We start from the raw sequence: 20458 nt of genomic DNA, 5'->3' as shown, positions 1-20458 counted from the left end.
CTGCGAGATTTTTTCCATGATACCCCCTTGCGCTTCAACCCCCGGCCTTCTAAATCCCCGCCTCACCACCCCAAGCGCGGAGAGGTGCCGGAGTGGTCGAACGGGGCGGTCTCGAAAACCGTTGAGCCTTCACGGGTTCCGTGGGTTCGAATCCCACCCTCTCCGCCATTAATTCCTATAATTGACTGAATTGGCTGGGAGGCTCCATTCGTGGCCAGCCAGGTTCTCCCATTCGTTCCTGCTCATAAAGCGGAAAATCCGGGAAATCATCGGCATGTCCCGGAATGATTCAGCCCCGCTGGAATCCCGGCAGGAGCGTTCAGGATCCGCGTTGATTGGCCCGGTCCTCGCGAAATTTGCCATCCAACTACGACCTGGACCTATGCCGGTGACCGCCGGGTGCCCCGGAAAGATCTGCGTATGTGATGTGGTGGGCTACCGTGTTGATCCGGATTGGCCTCACAGCCGCCTGGCGGCTTCCTTGACAGAAGGTTGCAGCCCCTCGCCGCCGGCCTCGACATATTGCAGTAATTGGGCGCGCATCCCGGGCTCCCAGAAATCCTTGAGATGATCGGCGATCTTGTCTGCGGCATCTCCGGGTTGGGTGCTGAAGAACAGGGAGATCTGGTTGGCCATCATGACCAGCTTTTCAGGCGACATGGCGAGTCTCGTTTTTCAGACGCTGAGGATGGGAAAAAATATCGAAGCTGCCGCCACGGGTGAAACCCGCGACTGTGATCCCGGCTTCTTCGGCGAGGCGGAGGGCGTGCAATGTGGGGGCCGAGGCGGCGATCAGGATGGTGCAGGCGGCCATGGCGCATTTCTGAACCATTTCCACCGACACACGACTGGTAAGCACAACGGCACCTCGTCCCGCATCCAGCCCTTGCCGCGCCAGTGCACCGACGAGCTTGTCCAGGGCGTTGTGACGGCCGACATCCTCGCGCGCAAGGATCACACCCCGGCCCGGCAACAGGAAACCCGCCGCGTGAACGCCATGGGTAAGATCATGCAGAGGCTGCCAATCGCATAGCTGATCGGTGGCAGAGGCGATCTCGTCGGCGGTTAGCACCGGGCCTTGCCGGTGCAAAGCCGGCAACGGGCGGGTGGCCTGTTCGAGGCTGTCGATCCCACATAATCCGCAGCCGACCGGGCCGGCTAACGTCCGGCGGCGGGCGGTCAGCGCCTTGGCACGGGGACCGCTCAGCCAGATCCGCGCCTCGATTCCCCTGTCATGAGCGATCGTCTCGGATGAAGCGATCTGGTCAATACGCGTCACGATCCCCTCGGTCAGGGAAAAGCCCGCCGCAAAATCCTCGATATCGGCGGGCGAGGCCATCATCACCGCATGGGTGGTGCCGTCATAGACCATCGCGACCGGGGTCTCTTCGGGTAGCGTCCGGTGGGCAAAGACGGAGCCTTCCGCATGGACACGAGTCGCCGGCACCGTTCCGGAGGGTTTCGTGCCGATCATCGCATCACTCCGCCGCCGGCAGGATGCGGCGCGACTGCTCTGCCTGCCGGCCATAGCTTTCCTGCCATTCCGAAGGCCCGTTCGACGGGCTGACCTGCACGGCGGTCACTTTGTATTCGGGGCAGTTCGTCGCCCAGTCCGAGAAATCGGTGGTGACCACATTGGCCTGAGTTTCGGGGTGGTGGAAGGTGGTATAAACCACGCCCGCCGCCACGCGCTCGGTCAATGTCGCGCGCAATGTCGTCTCGCCCGCGCGCGAGGCCAGCCGCACCCAATCGCCCTCCTTGACGCCGCGTTGCTCGGCATCATGGGGGTGGATTTCCAGGATATCCTCGGAATGCCAGGCCGAATTGGCGGTGCGCCTCGTCTGTGCGCCAACATTGTATTGCGACAGGATCCTTCCCGTGGTCAGCAACAGGGGAAAGCGCGGGCCGGTGCGTTCATCGGTGGCGATATATTCCGTCACCATGAAATGCCCCTTGCCCGACATGAAGCCGTCGACATGCATCATCGGCGTGCCTTCGGGCGCAGCCTCGTTACAGGGCCATTGCACCGATCCCTTTTCCTCGAGCAGCTCGAAGCTGACACCGGCGAAGCTGGGCGTGGTCGCGGCGATCTCGTCCATGATCTGGCTGGGATGGGTATAGTGCCAGCCAGCCCCCATCGCATTGGCCAGCATCTGCGTCACCTCCCAATCTTCGTAACCGTTTTTCGGCGCCATTACCTTGCGGACGGGATTGATGCGCCGTTCGGCATTGGTGAAGGTGCCGTCCTTCTCCAAAAAGGTAGAGCCCGGCAGGAAGACATGGGCGTAATTGGCCGTCTCGTTCAGGAAGAGATCATGGACGATCACACATTCCATCGCTGCCAGCCCGGCCGCGACATGGTGGGTGTCGGGATCCGATTGCAGGATATCCTCGCCCTGGCAATAAAGCCCCTTGAACCTGCCCTCAACGGCGGCATCCAGCATGTTGGGAATGCGCAGGCCCGGTTCCGGGTCGATCTCGACGCCCCATGCCTGCTCGTAGATCGCCCGTACATCGGGCAGCTTGACATGGCGATAGCCCGGCAATTCATGCGGGAACGACCCCATATCGCAGGAGCCCTGCACATTGTTCTGGCCCCGCAATGGGTTCACGCCCACGCCTTCACGCCCGATATTGCCGGTCAGCATGGCGAGGTTGGCGATCCCCATGACGGTGGTCGAGCCCTGGCTATGCTCGGTCACGCCCAAACCGTAATAGATCGCGCCATTGCCGCCCGTCGCGTAAAGCCGCGCCGCCGCGCGCAATTCGGTGGCGGGAACGCCAGTCAGCATCTCGATCGCTTCCGGCGCATGCCGCGGGTCGCTGACGAAATCGGCATAATGCTGGAACTCGTCCCAATCGCAGCGCTCGCGGATGAAGGCCTCGTCATGCAGTCCCTCGGTCACGATCACATGCGCCATGGCGGTGACGATGGCGACATTGGTGCCCGGGCGCAGCGGCAGGTGGTGGGTTGCCTCGATATGGGTGGAGCGCACCATGTCGATCCGGCGCGGATCCACCACGATCACCTTCGCCCCCTGCCGCACGCGCTTTTTCATCCGCGAGGCAAAGACCGGATGGGCATCTGTGGGATTGGCACCGATGATCATGATCACGTCGGACTGCATCACGCTGTCGAAATCCTGCGTGCCGGCAGAGGTGCCATAGGTCTTGCCCAATCCATATCCGGTGGGCGAATGGCAGACGCGGGCGCAGGTGTCGGTGTTGTTGTTGCCGAACACGGCGCGGGCCAGTTTCTGCACCAGATAGGTTTCTTCGTTGGTGCAGCGGCTGGAGGTGATCACGCCGATCGACTTGCGGCCGTATTTCTGCTGCAGCCCACGCATCTTCGCGGCGGCGAAGGCCAGTGCCTCGTCCCAATCGACCTCGCGCCACGGTTCCTCGGTGGTCTCGCGGATCATGGGTTTCAGGATGCGGTCCTTGTGATGGGCATAGCCATAGGCGAAGCGGCCCTTGACGCAACTATGGCCCCGGTTCGCCTTGCCGTGCTTGTAGGGCACCATGCGCACCAGTTCGTCGCCATTCAGCTCTGCCTTGAAATTGCAGCCCACCCCGCAATAGGCGCAGGTGGTGACGACGGACCGCTCGGGCGTGCCCAGCTCGATCACCGATTTCTCCTGCAGGGTGGCGGTCGGGCAGGCCTGCACGCAGGCGCCGCAACTGACACAATCCGAAGCCATGAAATCGTCGCCCGCAGCCCCGGCACTGACCCGGCTGCCAAAGCCGCGGCCCTCGATGGTCAGGGCGAAAGTGCCCTGCACCTCTTCGCAGGCGCGCACGCAGCGCGAACATACGATGCATTTCGAGGGATCATAGGTGAAATAGGGATTGCTCTCATCCTTGGGGATATAGCTGGCATTCGGCCCGGCCCCGTCGCGCTGTGCAAAGTGGTTGGCCAGCCCGCCATTCTCGGGCGCCTTGTAGCGCACATCGCGCAACCCCACGGCCCCGGCCATGTCCTGCAACTCGCAATCGCCATTGGCGGCGCAGGTCAGGCAATCGAGCGGATGGTCGCTGATATACAGCTCCATCACGCCCTTGCGCATCCGGCGCAGCTTGTCGGATTGGGTATGCACGACCATCCCCTCGGCCACTGGCGTGGTGCAGGAGGCGGGCGTGCCGCGCCGCCCCTCGATCTCGACGACGCAGAGGCGGCAAGAGCCGAACGCCTCGACGCTGTCGGTCGCGCAAAGCTTGGGCACCTGTATTCCCGCCTCGGCGCAGGCGCGCATGACGGATGTTCCCTCGGGAACGGTGATCGGGAAACCATCGACGGTCAGCGTGACCGGCGCGCCGGTCCGTGCCGGAGTGCCCATGTCGCGGTCGTCACCGGGCGGAAATGCGGGAATGATGAAATCCTTCATTCGGCGGCCTCCTTGTGGCAGGCGAAATCGTCGGGGAAATGGGTCAGCGCGGACATGACGGGCAGGGGTGTAAAACCCCCGAGCGCGCAGAGGGAACCATCCTTCATGGTTTCACAAAGATCGGTCAGCAATTCGGTCGCGGCCATGTCGCCCTCGGCAATGCGGTCGATGGTCTCGACCCCGCGCACCGCACCGATCCGGCAGGGCGTGCATTTGCCGCAGCTTTCGACGGCGCAGAACTCCATCGCGAAGCGGGCCATCTTCAGCATGTCGGCACTGTCGTCGAACACCACCAGCCCGGCATGGCCGATCAGCCCGCCGTTGCGGTCGAATTCCTCGTAACCCGTCGGCGTGTCGAACTTGTTGGCAGGCATATAGGCACCCAGAGGCCCGCCCACCTGCACCGCCTTGACCGGGCGGCCAGAAGCGGTGCCGCCACCGATCTCGTTGACGATCTCGCCCAGGGTCACGCCGAACCCGGTCTCGAAGAGCCCGCCATGGCGGACATTCCCGGCAATCTGCAGGGTTACGGTCCCGCGCGAGCGACCGATGCCGAGATCGGCATAGGTCTGTGCTCCTTTCTCGAAGATCACCGGCACCGTGGCGAGGCTGATGACATTGTTCACCACGGTCGGCCTGCCGAGGAACCCCTCCAGCGCGGGCAGGGGCGGCTTGGCGCGAACCACGCCACGCTTGCCTTCGAGGCTGTTGAGCAGCGAGGTTTCCTCGCCGCAGACATATGCACCCGCACCCATGCGGATCTCCATGTCGAACGCACGGCCCGAGTCCAGCACATCCGGCCCCAGCACGCCGTTCCGCCGGGCAATCCGCACGGCCTCGTTCATTACCCGGATGGCATCGGGATATTCCGAGCGCAGATAGACATAGCCCCTGGTCGCACCGACCCCGAGACCGGCAATCGCCATCCCCTCGATCAGGGTGAAGGGATCACCCTCCATGATCATCCGGTCGGCAAATGTGCCGCTATCGCCCTCATCGGCATTGCAGACGATGTATTTTTGCGGTGCCTCGGCCTCCATTACCGTCTTCCACTTGATGCCGGTGGGAAAGCCTGCACCGCCACGGCCGCGCAGGCCGCTTTTGGTGACTTCGGCAATGATATCCGCCTGTGACATGGCAGCGGCACGGCGCAAACCGGCCAATCCGCCATGCGCCCGGTAATCGTCCAGATCCAGAGGGTCGATCACGCCGCAACGGGCAAATGTCAGCCGGGTCTGGCGGGCGAAGAAGGGGATCTCCTCGACCGGGCCAAGACTGTCCAGCTTGCCGTCCAGCAGCGCAGGCACATCCTCGGGCGTCACCGGTCCATAGCCGATCCGGCCCTGTCCCTGATCGATCTCGACCAGCGGTTCAAGCCAGATCATCCCGCGCGTGCCGTTGCGAATGATCCGGGCCTCGATCCCGCGCGACTTGGCCTCGCGAGCGATTGTTTCGGCCACCTCGTCGGCACCAAGCGCCTTGGCGGCACTGTCTATGGGAACATAGATCTTCATGCGCCCGCCTCGCTCAGCAGCTTGTCCATGCGGGCGTCGTCCACGCGCCCGACAACCCGGTCATCCAGCATCACTGCCGGGGCGCAGGCACAAAGCCCCAGGCAATAAACAGGCTCGACCGTCACGGCGCCATTTCTGGTTGTATCGTGCCAGCTGATACCCAGTTTCCTGAACGTGGATTCCGCCAGCGAGTTGGCACCCATCGACTGGCAGGCCTCTGCCCGGCAGATCCTGAGCACATGCCGACCGGCAGGCGCATCGCGGAAATCATGATAAAAGCTGATAACCCCGTGAACTTCGGCACGCCCGAGATTCAGCACATCGGCAAGAACCGGCACGGCGGTCTGCGGTACGTGTCCGTAACTGTCCTGCAACGCGTGCAACATTGGCAGAAGTGGCCCTTCCAGAGAGGCAAGCGGCACAATAATGGCGCGGATGTCCTCTTCGGTCGGCGCTGGCGCATTCACTTGCATGGCTGGCCTTTCGAATTTGCTTCGAATGCCAGAATCACGATCATTCAATACAAAATCAATATTGATATTCCGTTAATTGATAGTAATTTTCTATTGTGAACTTTGAACCTGACATCACGCATGCCAAAATCCGCCTTCCCGGCGCAGAAGCGCGGCTTAATTCCGTCGTGATGCAGGCGCGGGATCCGGTGGTCCAAAATCCGCAGGCGGGGCATCCGATCAGGGCGTTCCAGCGCTCAGAAGCGGAGGCCACCATGGCAAACCTGGATGGCGGCATCGCTGTAAGCTTGCTGGCGGCCTCGTTTGCCGCTTGGAGGCGGCGACCAGATCATCGATGGATCAAACCAGATGGTCAGCGAGCCACGGCGCTTCGGGGCGGAATTATAGAACGACCAGTTCGTGGTCTTGTATTTCGTCGGGGTCCAGCTGCTCATGCCCAAAGGTATCACGCTGGATTCACAAGATGAATCCCGTCAACCCTTTGCGCAACAAAGCCGTGGAAGTGGGTACGCGGCTAGTATAAAGAGCAGCCCATGCCGAGCTGCAAACTACGGGCTTGCCAAGGTTCAGTCAGGTATTCTTCCAGATTCCTAAACGACGCGCAAAGTCTTCAGCACGCTTCACCACATATTCGCACGCTTCGGCTTCACTTGCGCGTTCCGCATAGTTTCTTTTTTTCCCCTTTCGCTAAAATACGTGAACCATTTCCCGTCGATTTTCTCAATGCCATCAACCTCTCCGCCGCCGAGCCTTCCAAGCGTATAAAGTTCTCCTTCTTCGACGCCATGGGCGCTGAGATACCGCTGCATTTCATCGATGTTCATGCTTTGCCTTGTCGCTCGCTCGGCGGTTTTGGCTGTCAGCTTAAATGATATTTGAGCAGCAAATCGTAATCGCTCATACGCCCTGCGCGCACATCTTCAAAGTCAGCTTTCGTTATTTCGTGGCGCTTTAGGCCGCCAGCTAAACCACCGGACATGTACTCATAGATATACCGATCGCCAACTTTTTCGATGGACCATGTAGGGCCAAGTATTCTGTTCGGCTCGAAGATCACTTCTTTCCGTTTGGAACCTGAGATTTTTTTTCCGAGCTTCATGCCTACCTCAGTCAAGTATTATCGGTGTAAAGTCAACACCATCAAAGTCCATTACAGCTTCAGGCATTCCGCCAGATGTATAGCCTCCCGGGAGCCAGAAGTCGTTTGCACCACCCTCATTCCCTGACGGGATTCGAATTCCATTGAAGTCCTCCGCTTCGATAAGAACAGGCTGATATTTGCCGCCCGTCAGATGCCCGGGATCGAAACCGAGCTTCTCTTCCATGACGCCAAGGTTGCCGCCTGCATCTGACAGCATTTGCTCAAATTCAGATTTTGGCATCACAAATCCTCCGGGGGGGCCAGCCGTTCCATATTTCTCCATGGATTCAACGTCAGCGAAGCGGACCGCCCCGTCGTCAAATTGCGCGAGATGCTCATCAATTTCCGCTTGTGACATATAGGTTGACGGATCGGGCCTACTGCCTTTCGGAGTATCCAGTATTTCCTTGGTTTTTTCAGGGGAGAGAGAGCTCTTACGTACTATGGGACGTCTAATATCAATTACTTCGTTTGTGGAGCCTTTTGCTTCCTCAGCGATGTTCCGTTTCAACGCCTTAACGAGGCTGACCATCTTCCCGCCAACAGCGTCAACCGCCCCAAACATCCGCAGGATTACCGCCCCGGCGGGCCCGGCAGCCCGTAGCTTCGTCGCTACTTTCCCAACAAACACACTCAATCGCGCGGCGAGTGCAGCCCCGCCGGTACCGCCGGTAAAGAATGCAATGAATGCGAAGATGATAGCCAGAATGATTTCCGGGATCAGATAGCCACCCGCCGTGCCAACCATCTCCGCCCAGAAGTTCGGTGTGGTTGCCATTACCACGCCTAGCAGCGTCGCGCCCAGAACCTTGAGAACCTCGGTTCTGGCCATCTCGTACAAAGCCCCCATCCATTCGGCACTTTGCTGGACCAGAAGACGAAGCAAGTCGGCAATCTCCTCCAAGCCCGGAATGCTCGCCAAAGCTCGGCCCAGTGCTTCGAGGCCCTGCCGGAATGCGACGACCGACCCCTCGGCCAGATCCTGCAAGAGACGGAGAATTTGTTCTTTGTTTTCCCATAGGGCCTTCGCCCCTTCCGTGAGGCTGTCCCATGCCTCGCCTGCCATCTCCGGTAGGCCAGCGAACCAGTCCCAGACTGCCGACCAGAACTCACCTTCGCCCTCCCACCAGGCGATTGCACCGTTTTTGGCCCCCGCCCACACGGATGAGACGACACCCCACCAGCCGGAATCCTCCCAGTCACGAACCCAGGGCTGAAGCGCGGTTTCCATGCTGGCGGCGAAGGCGCGTAAGTCCTCAATAATCTGGGCTTCCAGATCCGCGATCTGGGCGGGAGCAGAGGCGTCCGCTACCAGTTCGGCGGTCACCGTCCCGCGCTTTGCATCGTTGAAGGCGAACCTGCCCAGTTCCGGGCGCACTCCGTCAATCTCCTGCCCATCCTGCATTCCGAAGCTGGGTAAGCCTTGCGTACGGGCACCGCCATCCAGGATCACGCCATCCTGGTCCGTAATGCGCAATGGCACCATGGTCACCGGTGTTTTCCACGGATCGTCGTAATAGGCGCAAACCCTTACCGGCCCTCGACAAGGCGCTGTCACATCACCGGGCGGTATCGCCTCGGCATATGCGCTGCGTTCGGAGCGGGTTGAGATTTCAGCGGGATCGGGCGGTGTACGCGGCGACATATCAGGCGGCTCTCATCTTGAAGCTCTCGAACCTGACACGAAACGCCCTGAACCGCTCAGCTTCTGGCGCAGTAGACCGGCAGATTTCTTCCAGCGTCCCTGCCGGATCGCGGGTCTCAAAACCGGGCCCATAGAAAACAGTCCAGGCCGCAAAGAAATGCAGATAGGCGTGATTGCGAAAGCCATAAGCCCCGAAATGCCGCATGGCATGCTCTACAGCTGCTTCAATGGCTTTGGCTGGCCTGTGTTCCAATTCCTGAGTGAAATCTGCTCGAATTCGCTCCGCCATGCGCTTCCGGCGATCTGCCGCCCGGGTCCGAGCAATGGGGTCGAAATCCGAAAAATGAAGGCGCATTGGCGTGACTGGCGTCTTGATCAGTTTCTCGGTCTCAGGAGAAAGCCGAACATCTATTTCGCCATCGCGAATGATGTAATGCAGTTCCTTTCCGTCATCGGTTAGCATCATCCGCCGCAGACGAGGTGCGTCTTCGGCAATCGCTTGCAGGAAAGGGGATAGGACGCGCGGATCCCAGAACCGGAATAGCCGCCACTTGCCATCATCCTGTACCGGCAGCTTGGTAAAACGACGCAAATGCTGGCGTACCTCCATGGAGGACGCATCTGTCTGGATCAGCAGGCTGGTTCCAATCGGCCAATGCTCGGTAAAGAACTTTCGGTGAAAGGGGAGGATGCTGGGATTTCCGGACTCGCCGATCGACATGTCGACCAGCCAAGGTCCGGCTTCCAGTGCGTCCCCTTCGAACAGGCAATGGGCAGGAAGGCCGATGCTGTCCAGATCGAAAATTCCGGCTACTTCGCTGCGCAACACCCCGTCTACCAGCATATAGACACGGGAAGGGGCTTCTGGACCGTACAGTTGCTTCAGCAGAGCGGGAGGGGCATCGGGAACGGCTTCTGCCAGAATAGTCAGTTCGGAAGGTTTGGAGGCGTCATTACGAATAGGAACTTGATGCAACAACATTAGCGAATCACGAAATCCTCAAAATATCCGCTCACTATAGCCGAACCAGAACTACGGCGGAACATTGACGATCAGGGTCATGCAGAAAGGGGGCGAGTCGAATAGGTTACGGTTCCGCAGTGTCCCATCGGTGAATCCTGCGTGGGACACGCTTGGCGTTACCGCGTCGATATAAAGCGATAATGTGAAGATTGGTGGAGCGGGTGATGGGAATCGAACCCACGTATTCAGCTTGGAAGGCTGCTGCTCTACCATTGAGCTACACCCGCAATATGCCCCGTATAAAAGGCCGGGCGGCAAGGTGCAAGCTATCCGATGCCCCGTTCCTTCAAAGCGATGCGCAAAGTCTCGCTATCGGTGAACCGGACCGCGTCCATTCCCACGGCCCGCGCGCCCTGAACATTCAAGGCGCTGTCATCGATGAAGATACAGTCCTGCGCCGCGATTCCGTTGCGGCGAGTCAGTGTCAGATAGATTTCCGGCTCTGGTTTCAGCAACCTCTCTGTTCCCGACACCACGATATCCTCGAACAGAGTCCCGAGGCGCGGATAGCCGTCCAGCGCGGCGGGCCAGTTGTCATGCGACCAATTGGTGATCGCGAATAGCCGGTGTCCCGCCGCTCTCAACGCTTCGGCGATCTCCCAGCTACCGGGAACCGGTCTCGCTATCGTGCGGGGAAAATTCGCGGTATAGCTTTCCAGCGGGGCGGCATCCTCTCCATAGGCTTGGCGCGCTGCCGCCAATCCTTCGGCCAGCGGACGGCCACCATCCTGCAATCGGTTCCATCCGTCGAAATCCACCCGCGCCATCCAGTCGCGGATCGCGGCAATGTCGTTGAAATGTCCGTTGAATGCGGGCTCGGGTGTCCATTCGATCAGAACCTGTCCCAGGTCGAAAACAATATGCTTCATCGGCGCTCCTCAAAGAATGCTTGCAGTAGGACACGAGCCTCGTGAGCGCCGATCCCGTCATAGACCTGCGGGCGGTGATGGCATTGCGGATGATCGAAAACCCGTGCGCCATGCGCGACCCCGCCCATCCGGATATCTTCCGCGCCGTAGTATAATGCGGCGATTCGAGCAGCCGAGATGGCCGCCGCGCACATGGGGCAGGGCTCCAGCGTAACCCACAGGCCATGACCGGGCAGGCGCTCGGATCCGGCTGCCGCACACGCGGCGCGAATCGCCAGTATCTCGGCATGGGCAGTGGGATCGGACAATTCGCGCGTCCGGTTCCCGGCAGCCGCGATCACCTGTCCGCCGGGGTCGGTGATGACAGCGCCGACGGGAACCTCGCCGCGCTCCGCCGCCGCTCGCGCCTCTGCCAAAGCCTGTGCCATATGGGATGTGAAACCCGCCATATCCGCTTGTCGCAAGCCGGGCCTGACGGTGCAAGCGGTGAAAAGAACCTTCCCCGCAGCAAAGATTGGGCGTAAGAGGCTTTCTTTGCCACCGCAGCGATGCGCAGGAGAACTCGCCATGACCGACAGCCCCGACAATAATAGCAAACCCACCGCCGAACGCATCGCCAAGGTGATCGCGCGCGCAGGCCTCGCCAGCCGCCGCGAGGCAGAGCGGATGATCCTTGAGGGCCGTGTCACCGTGAACGGCGAAAAGATCGCCAGCCCGGCCTTGGACGTGTTGCCCTCGGATCGTGTCACGGTTGACGGCAAGAAACTGGACGAGCCGCAGGAAACCCGGCTGTGGCTGTATTACAAACCGGTCGGGCTCGTGACGACCGAGGCGGATGAAAAGGGGCGCCAGACCGTGTTCGACGCACTGCCCCGTGATCTGCCCCGGGTTATGACCATCGGCAGGCTGGATCTTAATTCCGAGGGGCTGCTTTTACTGACCAATGACGGCGAGTTGAAGCGGCAGTTAGAATTGCCCTCGACAGGCTGGCTGCGCCGTTACCGTGTGCGGGTCAATGGCACGCCGAATGACCTGACCTTCGCGCCGCTGCGCCGGGGCGTGACCATCGACGGCGAGGAATTCGCGCCGATGGAGATCAAGCTGGACAGTCAGCAAGGTGCAAATGCCTGGCTGACCGTGGGTATCCGCGAGGGCAGGAACCGCGAGATCAGGCGGGCCATGGCCCATATCGGCTTGCAGGTGAACCGGCTGATTCGGGTCGGTTATGGCCCGTTTCGTCTGACCGGCATGGAGAAGAACGAGGTGACCGAGGTCAAGCGCCGCGTGCTTCGCGACCAGCTTGGCGGTCTGCTGACCGGTGAAGCGTCCGAAAAGGAACGCGAAATCCGTCCTCGAGGTGCCGAAGCGCCGCGCAAGCCGCGCAGCAAGGACAATGCCCGTCCCGAAACGGGCCGCCCGTTCCGTGGCAACGACAGGCTTCCGCGCCGTGCAGAGGGCGAGGGCGGTGTGCCCCGGAAGTTTCGAGCCGGATCGAAGCCGGACGAGGATCGCCCGGCGCAGGGCGGCAAGTCATGGAGCAAGAGGGAAACGACGAGCAATTCCCGCGCCGGGGACGGCACGGCGGGCGATCGCCCGCGGCGCAGCTTTGGCGCGAAACCCGCCGGAGGACAGGGTTCGCGCAAATTTTCGGGTAAGCCGGACTTCAAGGGTCCACGCGGAGCCGGCAAAGGCGGGGCCGGAAAGCCATTCGGCGGAAAACCTGCCGGACGGCCATCCGGCAAGCCGGGCGGACGTCCTGCGGGAAAGCCGCGCGGCAGGCCCAAGGGCTGATACCGGGGCGCGAAAGCGCCCCCTTTTACTTGGTCAGGATCAGCTTTCCCGCGCGCGTGATGCGCAGTTGATAGACCTGCTCATCCAGCACGATCAGCGCCTGGTTTCCACCACGGGTCAGTTCGGTGGCGTCATGCTGTGGCAGCCGGGCCAGAACGCTGGTTCCGGGGCGGGCGAAGTCGGCAGGGCGTGTTGCGGTCATGGTCAGCCTCATTCCTGAAAGTGGTTCCGGCATAAAGCTGACTAATTTACTTTGATTTGTCAAAGGAAAAGAGTCGGAAATAAAAAAAGCGGCGATATCCGTTGCATGGCATCGCCGCTTGGGTATTCGTCAGCCCTTTGCCGTCAGACAATCGGCCAGCGCCTCCCCCATATTTTCCAGCAAGTTTCCGTAAAGCTCCGCACCTGCTTCCAGCCCCCGGCCTGCCGGATCGAGTTCCGCTCCGACCCGTATATCACTGCCCTCGGTCGCACTGCCGATCAGAGCCGGGTCGTGGCCATATTCGGGAAAAGCGCATTCCGCCCCTGATTCGGTGACCTTGGCCGAGATCTCGCTCAGTCGCGCCGCCGAAGGCGACGATGCGTCCCCAAGGGAAACGGCGATAGCGGGCTTGAGCCCGAAATGCGCGGTGAAATAGCCATAGGCATCATGGAAAACGACGAAGTCGCGGTCCCGGGCCGGTTCGAGCCGGGTAGCGATCTGCTGCTCCAATTCGTCGATTTCCCTGATGGCGGCTTCCGCATTCGATGCATAGGTTTCGGCATTTCCGGGATCGCGGCTGGCCAGTTCTTCGGCGATGACTGTCAGCCATAGCTGAGCGTTGGCGGGGTCAAGCCACGCATGTGGATCGGTCCCGTCATGATCGTGACCATGAGCTTCTTCGCCTTGATCCTCTGCATGTTCCTCATGTTCGTGCTCGCCCGCATGCTCATGCTCATGCTCGTGCTCATGCTCATGCCCGTGATCGTGGTCATGCTCATGATCATCATGACCCGCGCCGAATTCCCGAAGATGCGTTCCCGGCGCATGCAGTAGCGATATCGCCTCGCCTTCCCCAAGATTCCCGGTCGCGCGTTCCAGCCACGGGGTCAGTTCCGGGCCGATCCAGACCAGCAAATCCGCCGATTGCAGTGCCTTTGCATCCGAAGGACGAAGCTGGAAGTGATGCGGATCGGAACCCTCGTTGATCAGCACGCGAACCTCTCCAAGATCGCCCAGAACCTGCTGGACAAGCGAGCCGGTGACGGGAATATCGGTGACGATCTGAGGCGGCTCCGCCAATGCGGGCATGGCAAGCAGCGATAGCATCGCGGTAGAAATTGTCAGGCGCATGATAGGTTCCTTGTCGATTGGGGGCATGTTGCGGGCGAAGCTCTTCTCATGTTATGTAATAACAAGTCAAGCGATCTGTGATAAGGTAACAAATTGCACGAAGATTCAGATTATGGCGAAACCTTCGCTCCGCATGATCATGCGGCCTGTCAATCGCGGGCGCTGGCAGAGGCCGAAGAATGGATAAGTCAGCAGGGCGCCCGGATGACTCCCGTCCGTCGGCGCACATTGGAGATCCTGCTGGAGACGCATCGCGCCATGGGTGCCTATGAGGTGCTGGACCGGCTGGCCGAGGATGGCTTCGGACGTCAGCCTCCGGTGGCGTATCGGGCGCTGGAATTTCTTGTCGAGCACGGCCTTGCACACCGCCTGCAACGACTCAATGCCTTTGCGGCCTGCCTGCATCCGGGCGAGGAGCATGCTCCGGTTTTCCTGATCTGCCGGAAATGCGACAAGGTGGCCGAAACCAGCGCCCCCGCCGTCCGCAACACCTTGCATGACGCCGCGGGCGAGATGGGTTTCACGGTCGAGCGTGCGACCATCGAGGCGCTCGGCCTCTGCCCTGTCTGTGCCGAGGGACGGGAATGAACGCCCTGATCACCTCGGAAAAGCTGATCATCCACCGTCCCGGCACAAGCGAGCCGGTGCTGCGCGATATCGATTTCCGTATCTCTCCGGGCGAGATCGTGACCGTTGTCGGACCGAACGGATCGGGTAAGTCTTCGCTTATCCGGGCGCTTCTCGGCCATATGCCACTTGTTTCGGGCAAGATCATCCGGCGCAGGGACTTGCGCATCGGCTATGTTCCGCAGCAGGTGCAGTTGGACCGCACCATTCCGATGACGGTTCGGCGTTTCCTTTCGCTGCCGCACTGGGTCGGTGCGGAGGAAGCCGCGAAGGCGCTTGCCCGAACCGGTGTGGCAGGGCTGGAAACCCGGCAGCTCACCGAGCTGTCCGGAGGTCAGTTCCAGCGCGTCCTTCTGGCCCGGGCTCTTTTGCACGATCCGCATCTGCTGGTGCTGGACGAGCCGACCCAGGGACTGGACCAACCCGGCATGGTGGCCTTCTACCGGCTCATCGAAGACGTGCGGCACCAGACCGGTGCGGCTGTGCTGATGGTCAGTCACGATCTGCTGGTGGTCATGCGTTCTTCGGACCGCGTTATCTGTCTGAACGGTCATATCTGCTGCGAGGGAACCCCGCAGGATGTCGGCAATGCGCCGGAATACCGGGCGCTGTTCGGTGCCGAGGCGCGGGGCACTTTGGCACTCTATCGCCACCATCACGATCACGACCATGATCACGGCCCGCAGCATGACTGCGCGAGTCATGGATAAGCCCCGCTGAGGACCGGTATAACAGAATGCTTGACGATTTTCTGATGCGCGCGATTCTGGCCGGGTTCGGGCTGGCATTGGTGGCCGGTCCGCTCGGCAGTTTCGTTGTCTGGCGGCGCATGGCCTATTTCGGCGATTCGACGGCGCATGCCGCGATTCTGGGTGTTGCGCTCAGCCTTGCCTTCGATCTTTCCATATATGCCGGAACGGTCACGGTGGCGCTGTCCGTGGCGCTTCTGGTTACCGCGCTGGCTGCTCGGGGGCAGGCAATGGACACGGTGCTGGGGGTGATCGCCCATTCGGCGCTGGCCTTCGGCCTGGTCGCGATCAGTTTCGTGCCATCGGCGCGGGTCGATCTGGCGAGCTATCTGTTCGGCGATATCCTGGCTGTTGGCCATGCGGATCTGGCCTGGATTTGGACCGGGGCGCTGGCGGTGCTGGCGCTGCTGGCCTGGCGCTGGCAGAAACTGGTCACGGCCTCGGTCAACGAAGAACTGGCAATGGCGGCGGGCATAGACCCGCGACTCGAACGTCTGGTGCTGTCGATTGCGCTTGCCCTGGTGGTGGCGATTGCGATTCGAATCGTGGGCTCATTGCTGATTTCGGCGATGCTGATCATCCCTGCGGCGGCGGCTCGCCGATTTGCCGCGACCCCCGAGCGAATGGCTGCCGCGGCCTCGGTCATCGCCTCGTTCTCGGTGCTGGCCGGGCTTGCGGCCAGCTATCATATCGACAGTCCCGCCGGTCCTTCGATCGTGGCCGCAGCGGCCATATTTTTCATTATTGTACAGTTGGTTCGCTTCAGGTAGTGCAAAATGGCAACATTTTCCGGAATGCGGCGGCATGACGGGAACCTGCCGGCGCCCGGAGTGTTGGCCAATATGCAACAGTGGGCGCAGGCCTGCGTGGATGAAGTAGTAATGTTGCTTTTCAACCGCGTAGGATTGTGTAACTGTCGCTGCGATGTTGCCGGAAACGGCAGCCTTCAAAACGAAACGGAGCATGATCATGACCAAATTCGCTACTTTCGCTGCCGCTCTCGGCCTGACCGCTTCTTCGGCTCTGGCCGGTGGCTATGTTGCCCCCGTCGTCGACGTTGAGCCCGTCGTTGTCGAAGAAGAACCGGCATCCTCGAACGCCGGCCTGGTTGTTCCCGCCCTGCTGCTGCTGGGTGTGGTTGCCGCCGTTGCTTCGGACGACGATGACAGCTGATTTAGGGAACGGATCGGGAATAACCGGTCTGTTTTCAAGGGCTGACCTACGGTCAGCCCTTTTCTTTTTGTCAGATCACGAGATGGCGTATCTGTCTTTACAGACCGGCTGCTATCGGCTCTGACGGCGAGATGACAAAAAGCCGGCCTGTTTCGGCCGGCTTTTTCATATTCCAGTTCCTCGGTGAACAGCAGCCGTCAGGGGCGCAGGGTCTGGATGGTTACATATCCCAGTGCCGGGCCGACCCATTGTCTGGAGACCGGTATCTGCCCGCCCTGCACCATGAAGCTGTTCTGGAAGCTGACCCCGTGCCCTTCGCAATTCTCGACAGTGACGCCGGGTTTCGGGCCCGGGCCGGTATTGCAGTCGAAACTGAGCGGACGCTCCAACCCGTCGCCACTATAGTAACGCATTACGCGTGTCGCGCTGCCCGAGCGTCCCGACCGGATCAAACTTTCGGTGCCGGGTTCCGCAACCGACAGGTCATTGCCGAGTCCGCGCGTGCCGACCAGCATGCCGTTACGAATGATCAACGCCTCTTCCGAGGGCGTCATATAGGTTCGCGTGGCGCCATTCTGGCCGGTCATGGCCATGATCTGTGTCCGGCCAAGGGACTCGAAGCCCACCATGATCAGCGGGGCGGGATTGACGCGCAACGCCTCCGCCGCCATTTCGGCGGGCGATTTCGGCGGGGTTGCGGGTTCCTGCTTTGCCGCCCGCCGGGCCGCGACCGCCTCGCCGACTGTCCTGGCGGCGATCGTGAACGGGCTCTCGGCCTGATCGCTGCCCTCGTTGCCGCAGGAGGCCAGAACGGCAAGCGCCGCGCAGGTCATGACGGTTCTGCGGATCGATCCCATGCTCATCTCCAGAACCTCCCCCAGCCTTCATAGAGTTTGACCGAATGGCTGTCGCGAACCTTGTCGTAAAGACGTCCGTTGACATTCAGCCGTGCGCCGCCATCGCGGGACAGCGAGCGGATGGTGCTGCCGGCGCGTTGCCGCGAGGGCTGGCCCGTCGCCCATGAGATCGGGATCGAGATGCTGATCCCCTTGTCAAAGGAGCCTTCGCCGAATTCGTCTTCGCTGAGATCGGTTTTCGTCGCAAAGGCCCCGATCCGCCAGCCATTGGCGAATTCACGCGTCAGGCTGATCGTCGCGCCCCGATCCCCGGCCAGGTACTGGCCGACATCAAGCTGCGCGGTATAGCCTTGGGCGAACTCGTAATAGGCCGAGACATGCCCGGTCGTGACCTCGTAATCGCGGAAGCCGAAGACATCCTCGAAATCGCGCTTGCGGACCCGGTTTATCTCAATACCCAGTGCCAGCGGTGAATTGACCGGCTTCCACAGTGCCTCGGCCGAAACCCCGCCATAGGCGCGCTCAAGCAGGCCCGCTGTCACACGCGTATAGATCGTATCGCTCGGGCGGGCATACCATGCCAGCGTCAGCTCCGGGATCGTCGGGCCATCGCTGCGATACATCCGCGTATCCGAACGGACGCGCGGAACGCCTTCGGGAGTGGTTTCCAGGCTGGGATCGGCCTCGTATTCCTCGGGCGTGTAATGATCGCCCCGCTGGCCCGGAATGCCTGGTCCGCGCTGATCCATACTGCCAAAGGCGCGCTGGCGCAGCGTGCCGGCAAGGATCAGGCCGGGCATGATCTCGTAGGTTGCGCGCGCCTCTGCCCCGACCTCGTAGCGCAGCGGCTCGCCGGGATCGAACAGCCCCAGATCCAGATATGGCCCGATATGCCAGCGGAACCGGGGATACATCCCTTCGGTCGCGACCAGATCGCCGGGATAGGGGCGGGCATCGCTTAGCGTCACCGCGCTGGCGATCTTGCCGGCCTCGGTATTTTCCAGCCGCTCGACATCCGAACGGCGCAGCGTCACCGACGAGGTCGGGATCCCGTCCGCAGAGGAGGTGATGACCATCGTTTCCACCGAGGGCGGCAATGCCCGGGTCATCAGGCGCGCCGTTCGGCCGATCGCCTCGGCCTGCTGGATATAGCGCTGGTTGCGGATGCGGACCTCGGCGCGGTTCCCCGACAGCGCCATTGATTCAAGCAATTGTCCTTCCTTGGCGAGCGCATCGGAAAGCGCCTGCTGGATTGCCGGCTGTGCCGTGGGGTCCTGCGCCCATTGGCCCGACCAGCCCTCGGGATCCGCAGCCGGGGCGGGGCGCGGGCGGACCGGGGCGGGCGCCTTCTCCAGACCCGACGGATAGGGCGCCTTGTTCGGGTTCAGCGAGAACGAGAACTGCGCGCCGAACGTGTCGCCGCCAAGCGTGTAAAGGCCGACTTCGTAACCCTGTCCAAAACGGTAATAGGCCGCAAGGTTCAGGTTGCCCGGCTCGTCTTCGCCGAGACCGTTTGCCTCGTGCATGTAATTGTCGTTGGAATATTCCGCGGCGAGGCTCAGACGGTCATTGACCTGCCACGTGATCGAGCCGAATGGCTTGGCGCTGCCAGAGAACCAGTCGTCGATATTCGGCTTGCCGCCCTGGTCGCCAGGCTCCGGTGGCCAGCGGCTTTCGCCCGCAAGCCGTCCCCAGCCAAAGCCGACGGATGCCCGGACAGTCGGTGTGATATTCTTGGTGGCAACGACATATTCGCCCGAATAGACGCCGGTGCCCATGAAATCCTGCAAGCCGACCGCGACCGCGGGCCGCCAGCCCGCCTCGTCCAGGAACTGAAAGCGCAAGTCGAATGAACGGTCCCAGATATGTCCCAAATCGTTATGGTCGGTGACACCCTCGATCCGGGAATAGCGCAGCGCCGTGGTCAGGCGCGGCATGGCCTGAAACACGATATTGTGCCGCCGCGCATATTCCGAATAAGCGAGGGTGCCGCCCAATGTGCCGTCAGGCAGGGCCTCGGCCGTGGGTGTCTCGATACCGCCGGGCATGCCATAGGTGGACATGTTTCGCGCCTGCATCGGTTCGGCTACGGCGGTGCTGGAAACCGAGCCGACCAGAAAGGCGACCGGAAGGGTGGTCGCCATCAGGCGACCGGTCAGGCGGGAGCGTCGCATCGGCGGCATCCTTGGTAACAATGTTTCAACTGATATTAACGACATCGAACCTGCGCGGCACCCCGTCGCGTTCGGATTTTGCGGCGAGGGATGTTTCCGCGCCACAATGACCGCAAGAAAGGGCCGGATGACCCATCAGCCCTGCGTTTCGGCAGCGGCGCCACTGGCCGGGACGGCACAGCCCTGACTGGTCTTGCCCCTGGCGGTCAGCGAGGCGGTCATCGGGAATTTCTCGCCCGACATGCTGTCGGTGCAGTCGGCGCCGCGAAGGGTCAGCTTGAACACCAACCCGTCCAGCGTGCCGACATATTCGACCCCTTGGGCAAAGGTCAGCCGGGTGACGTTGACCTTGCGGCCGCCCTGATTCTCGGGGGTCTTGTAATTCGCGGTATTGCCGCTGACCTCGACGCTCCAGAAAGGCTCGTTTCCGCGCGCGGCGAAGGCCGCGGTGTTCAGGGTCTCGGCATTGGCGTTGACGGCGAGCCGGGGCTCTGCGGTGCCCGTCTCGATCGGAACCTCCAGCGGAGATACTGCAGGCGGGCGTGGTTTTGCCGGGTCTTCGGGCTGGGCTTCCTCGGCTTCCATGCCGATACCCCGGCGCAGATCGGCCATCACGGCCTCGTCACAGGCGGCAAGCGGCAAGCACATCAGGGCAAGGAGGGCGAAACGCGGATTCATGGGCATTGGCCTCTGTTGGAATGGG

Annotated in this window: 21 protein-coding genes, 2 tRNA genes and 1 pseudogene; 6 read left to right on the top strand and 18 right to left on the bottom strand. The window is 61.4% G+C overall.

Annotation, left to right across the window (positions count from 1 at the left end):
* The first annotated feature begins 78 nt into the window (after positions 1-78).
* Positions 79-168 (top strand) — tRNA-Ser (locus tag C9E81_RS03640).
* 291 nt (positions 169-459) lie between these two features.
* Here the strand turns inward: C9E81_RS03640 and C9E81_RS03635 are convergent.
* The 13 genes and pseudogenes from C9E81_RS03635 to C9E81_RS03575 form a co-directional block, all read right to left on the bottom strand.
* On the bottom strand, positions 460-660 hold the full coding sequence (locus tag C9E81_RS03635; protein ID WP_122110919.1) for a formate dehydrogenase subunit delta: 201 nt from the start codon (positions 658-660) through the stop codon (positions 460-462).
* Positions 650-1474, bottom strand: coding sequence for a formate dehydrogenase accessory sulfurtransferase FdhD (gene fdhD / locus C9E81_RS03630; protein WP_122111155.1), 825 nt, complete (start codon positions 1472-1474; stop codon positions 650-652). The genes C9E81_RS03635 and fdhD overlap by 11 nt, the downstream gene beginning before the upstream one ends.
* A gap of 4 nt (positions 1475-1478) precedes the next feature.
* Positions 1479-4385, bottom strand: coding sequence for a formate dehydrogenase subunit alpha (gene fdhF, locus C9E81_RS03625; RefSeq protein WP_122110918.1), 2907 nt, complete (start codon positions 4383-4385; stop codon positions 1479-1481).
* Positions 4382-5899 carry a formate dehydrogenase beta subunit gene (locus C9E81_RS03620; protein ID WP_122110917.1) on the bottom strand — a complete coding sequence of 506 codons (1518 nt, stop codon included), beginning with the start codon at positions 5897-5899 and terminating at the stop codon, positions 4382-4384. Before C9E81_RS03620 ends, fdhF begins: the two co-directional genes overlap by 4 nt.
* Positions 5896-6372 (bottom strand): formate dehydrogenase subunit gamma, encoded by a 477-nt coding sequence (locus C9E81_RS03615; RefSeq protein ID WP_208021076.1) that lies wholly within the window; start codon positions 6370-6372, stop codon positions 5896-5898. The genes C9E81_RS03620 and C9E81_RS03615 overlap by 4 nt, the downstream gene beginning before the upstream one ends.
* A 257-nt stretch (positions 6373-6629) precedes the next feature.
* Positions 6630-6806 (bottom strand): annotated as a pseudogene (locus tag C9E81_RS03610) (transposase); the annotation flags it as partial.
* 186 nt (positions 6807-6992) lie between these two features.
* On the bottom strand, positions 6993-7196 hold the full coding sequence (locus tag C9E81_RS03605; protein ID WP_122110916.1) for a hypothetical protein: 204 nt from the start codon (positions 7194-7196) through the stop codon (positions 6993-6995).
* A gap of 35 nt (positions 7197-7231) precedes the next feature.
* Positions 7232-7471 carry a hypothetical protein gene (locus C9E81_RS03600; protein WP_122110915.1) on the bottom strand — a complete coding sequence of 80 codons (240 nt, stop codon included), beginning with the start codon at positions 7469-7471 and terminating at the stop codon, positions 7232-7234.
* Positions 7472-7478: 7 nt separating this feature from the next.
* Positions 7479-9158 (bottom strand): hypothetical protein, encoded by a 1680-nt coding sequence (locus C9E81_RS03595; protein WP_147457552.1) that lies wholly within the window; start codon positions 9156-9158, stop codon positions 7479-7481.
* A gap of 1 nt (position 9159) precedes the next feature.
* On the bottom strand, positions 9160-10140 hold the full coding sequence (locus tag C9E81_RS03590; RefSeq protein WP_122110913.1) for a DUF4123 domain-containing protein: 981 nt from the start codon (positions 10138-10140) through the stop codon (positions 9160-9162).
* Positions 10141-10335: 195 nt separating this feature from the next.
* Positions 10336-10409, bottom strand: a tRNA-Gly gene (locus C9E81_RS03585).
* A 39-nt stretch (positions 10410-10448) separates the two neighbouring features.
* Positions 10449-11051 (bottom strand): HAD family hydrolase, encoded by a 603-nt coding sequence (locus tag C9E81_RS03580; protein ID WP_122110912.1) that lies wholly within the window; start codon positions 11049-11051, stop codon positions 10449-10451.
* Positions 11048-11500 (bottom strand): nucleoside deaminase, encoded by a 453-nt coding sequence (locus C9E81_RS03575; protein ID WP_122110911.1) that lies wholly within the window; start codon positions 11498-11500, stop codon positions 11048-11050. The genes C9E81_RS03580 and C9E81_RS03575 overlap by 4 nt, the downstream gene beginning before the upstream one ends.
* 118 nt (positions 11501-11618) lie before the next feature.
* Between C9E81_RS03575 and C9E81_RS03570 the strand changes: the two genes are divergently transcribed.
* Entirely contained in the window at positions 11619-12842 is a 1224-nt protein-coding gene (locus C9E81_RS03570) for a pseudouridine synthase (RefSeq protein WP_122110910.1), read from the top strand.
* 25 nt (positions 12843-12867) lie between these two features.
* On the opposite strand, the gene hemP is transcribed toward C9E81_RS03570, so the two are convergent.
* Positions 12868-13044 (bottom strand): hemin uptake protein HemP, encoded by a 177-nt coding sequence (hemP, locus tag C9E81_RS03565; protein ID WP_122111153.1) that lies wholly within the window; start codon positions 13042-13044, stop codon positions 12868-12870.
* A gap of 129 nt (positions 13045-13173) precedes the next feature.
* Positions 13174-14175 (bottom strand): zinc ABC transporter substrate-binding protein, encoded by a 1002-nt coding sequence (locus C9E81_RS03560; RefSeq protein WP_122110909.1) that lies wholly within the window; start codon positions 14173-14175, stop codon positions 13174-13176.
* Positions 14176-14268: 93 nt separating this feature from the next.
* Between C9E81_RS03560 and C9E81_RS03555 the strand changes: the two genes are divergently transcribed.
* The 4 genes from C9E81_RS03555 to C9E81_RS03540 all read left to right on the top strand — a co-directional run bounded on the left by C9E81_RS03555 (position 14269) and on the right by C9E81_RS03540 (position 16724).
* Complete coding sequence (locus C9E81_RS03555) at positions 14269-14763, top strand: Fur family transcriptional regulator (RefSeq protein WP_243698476.1); 495 nt, start codon at positions 14269-14271, stop codon at positions 14761-14763.
* Entirely contained in the window at positions 14760-15512 is a 753-nt protein-coding gene (locus C9E81_RS03550; RefSeq protein ID WP_122110908.1) for a metal ABC transporter ATP-binding protein, read from the top strand. The genes C9E81_RS03555 and C9E81_RS03550 overlap by 4 nt, the downstream gene beginning before the upstream one ends.
* Positions 15513-15538: 26 nt before the next feature.
* The gene (locus tag C9E81_RS03545; RefSeq protein ID WP_122110907.1) at positions 15539-16321 is read left to right on the top strand and encodes a metal ABC transporter permease; all 783 of its coding nucleotides are present in this window, start codon (positions 15539-15541) and stop codon (positions 16319-16321) included.
* A 199-nt stretch (positions 16322-16520) separates the two neighbouring features.
* The gene (locus tag C9E81_RS03540; RefSeq protein ID WP_425010597.1) at positions 16521-16724 is read left to right on the top strand and encodes a hypothetical protein; all 204 of its coding nucleotides are present in this window, start codon (positions 16521-16523) and stop codon (positions 16722-16724) included.
* Positions 16725-16921: 197 nt separating this feature from the next.
* On the opposite strand, the gene C9E81_RS03535 is transcribed toward C9E81_RS03540, so the two are convergent.
* The 3 genes from C9E81_RS03535 to C9E81_RS03525 form a co-directional block, all read right to left on the bottom strand.
* Entirely contained in the window at positions 16922-17587 is a 666-nt protein-coding gene (locus tag C9E81_RS03535; RefSeq protein WP_122110905.1) for a YjbF family lipoprotein, read from the bottom strand.
* On the bottom strand, positions 17584-19755 hold the full coding sequence (locus C9E81_RS03530) for a YjbH domain-containing protein (protein ID WP_122110904.1): 2172 nt from the start codon (positions 19753-19755) through the stop codon (positions 17584-17586). The genes C9E81_RS03535 and C9E81_RS03530 overlap by 4 nt, the downstream gene beginning before the upstream one ends.
* 135 nt (positions 19756-19890) lie before the next feature.
* Positions 19891-20433, bottom strand: a complete 543-nt coding sequence (locus tag C9E81_RS03525; RefSeq protein WP_166461805.1) for a COG3650 family protein — start codon at positions 20431-20433, stop codon at positions 19891-19893.
* Between the last annotated feature and the right edge of the window lie 25 nt (positions 20434-20458).

It is taken from the genome of Paracoccus alkanivorans, from assembly GCF_003697785.1.
GTDB classification, from domain to species: Bacteria; Pseudomonadota; Alphaproteobacteria; order Rhodobacterales; family Rhodobacteraceae; genus Paracoccus; species Paracoccus alkanivorans.
The sequence above is the reverse complement of the archived record's forward strand: the minus strand, read 5'-3'. Positions and strand labels throughout refer to the sequence as shown.

Excerpts from the sequence above, each read along its gene's own strand:
- C9E81_RS03635 (WP_122110919.1), bottom strand. The coding sequence starts at position 660 with ATGTCGCCTGAAAAGCTGGTCATGATGGCCAACCAGATCTCCCTGTTC.
- fdhD (WP_122111155.1), bottom strand. The coding sequence starts at position 1,474 with ATGATCGGCACGAAACCCTCCGGAACGGTGCCGGCGACTCGTGTCCAT.
- fdhF (WP_122110918.1), bottom strand. The coding sequence starts at position 4,385 with ATGAAGGATTTCATCATTCCCGCATTTCCGCCCGGTGACGACCGCGAC.
- C9E81_RS03620 (WP_122110917.1), bottom strand. The coding sequence starts at position 5,899 with ATGAAGATCTATGTTCCCATAGACAGTGCCGCCAAGGCGCTTGGTGCC.
- C9E81_RS03615 (WP_208021076.1), bottom strand. The coding sequence starts at position 6,372 with ATGCAAGTGAATGCGCCAGCGCCGACCGAAGAGGACATCCGCGCCATT.
- C9E81_RS03605 (WP_122110916.1), bottom strand. The coding sequence starts at position 7,196 with ATGAACATCGATGAAATGCAGCGGTATCTCAGCGCCCATGGCGTCGAA.
- C9E81_RS03600 (WP_122110915.1), bottom strand. The coding sequence starts at position 7,471 with ATGAAGCTCGGAAAAAAAATCTCAGGTTCCAAACGGAAAGAAGTGATC.
- C9E81_RS03595 (WP_147457552.1), bottom strand. The coding sequence starts at position 9,158 with ATGTCGCCGCGTACACCGCCCGATCCCGCTGAAATCTCAACCCGCTCC.
- C9E81_RS03590 (WP_122110913.1), bottom strand. The coding sequence starts at position 10,140 with ATGTTGTTGCATCAAGTTCCTATTCGTAATGACGCCTCCAAACCTTCC.
- C9E81_RS03580 (WP_122110912.1), bottom strand. The coding sequence starts at position 11,051 with ATGAAGCATATTGTTTTCGACCTGGGACAGGTTCTGATCGAATGGACA.
- C9E81_RS03575 (WP_122110911.1), bottom strand. The coding sequence starts at position 11,500 with ATGGCGGGTTTCACATCCCATATGGCACAGGCTTTGGCAGAGGCGCGA.
- C9E81_RS03570 (WP_122110910.1), top strand. The coding sequence starts at position 11,619 with ATGACCGACAGCCCCGACAATAATAGCAAACCCACCGCCGAACGCATC.
- hemP (WP_122111153.1), bottom strand. The coding sequence starts at position 13,044 with ATGACCGCAACACGCCCTGCCGACTTCGCCCGCCCCGGAACCAGCGTT.
- C9E81_RS03560 (WP_122110909.1), bottom strand. The coding sequence starts at position 14,175 with ATGCGCCTGACAATTTCTACCGCGATGCTATCGCTGCTTGCCATGCCC.
- C9E81_RS03550 (WP_122110908.1), top strand. The coding sequence starts at position 14,760 with ATGAACGCCCTGATCACCTCGGAAAAGCTGATCATCCACCGTCCCGGC.
- C9E81_RS03545 (WP_122110907.1), top strand. The coding sequence starts at position 15,539 with ATGCTTGACGATTTTCTGATGCGCGCGATTCTGGCCGGGTTCGGGCTG.
- C9E81_RS03540 (WP_425010597.1), top strand. The coding sequence starts at position 16,521 with ATGACCAAATTCGCTACTTTCGCTGCCGCTCTCGGCCTGACCGCTTCT.
- C9E81_RS03535 (WP_122110905.1), bottom strand. The coding sequence starts at position 17,587 with ATGAGCATGGGATCGATCCGCAGAACCGTCATGACCTGCGCGGCGCTT.
- C9E81_RS03530 (WP_122110904.1), bottom strand. The coding sequence starts at position 19,755 with ATGCGACGCTCCCGCCTGACCGGTCGCCTGATGGCGACCACCCTTCCG.
- C9E81_RS03525 (WP_166461805.1), bottom strand. The coding sequence starts at position 20,433 with ATGAATCCGCGTTTCGCCCTCCTTGCCCTGATGTGCTTGCCGCTTGCC.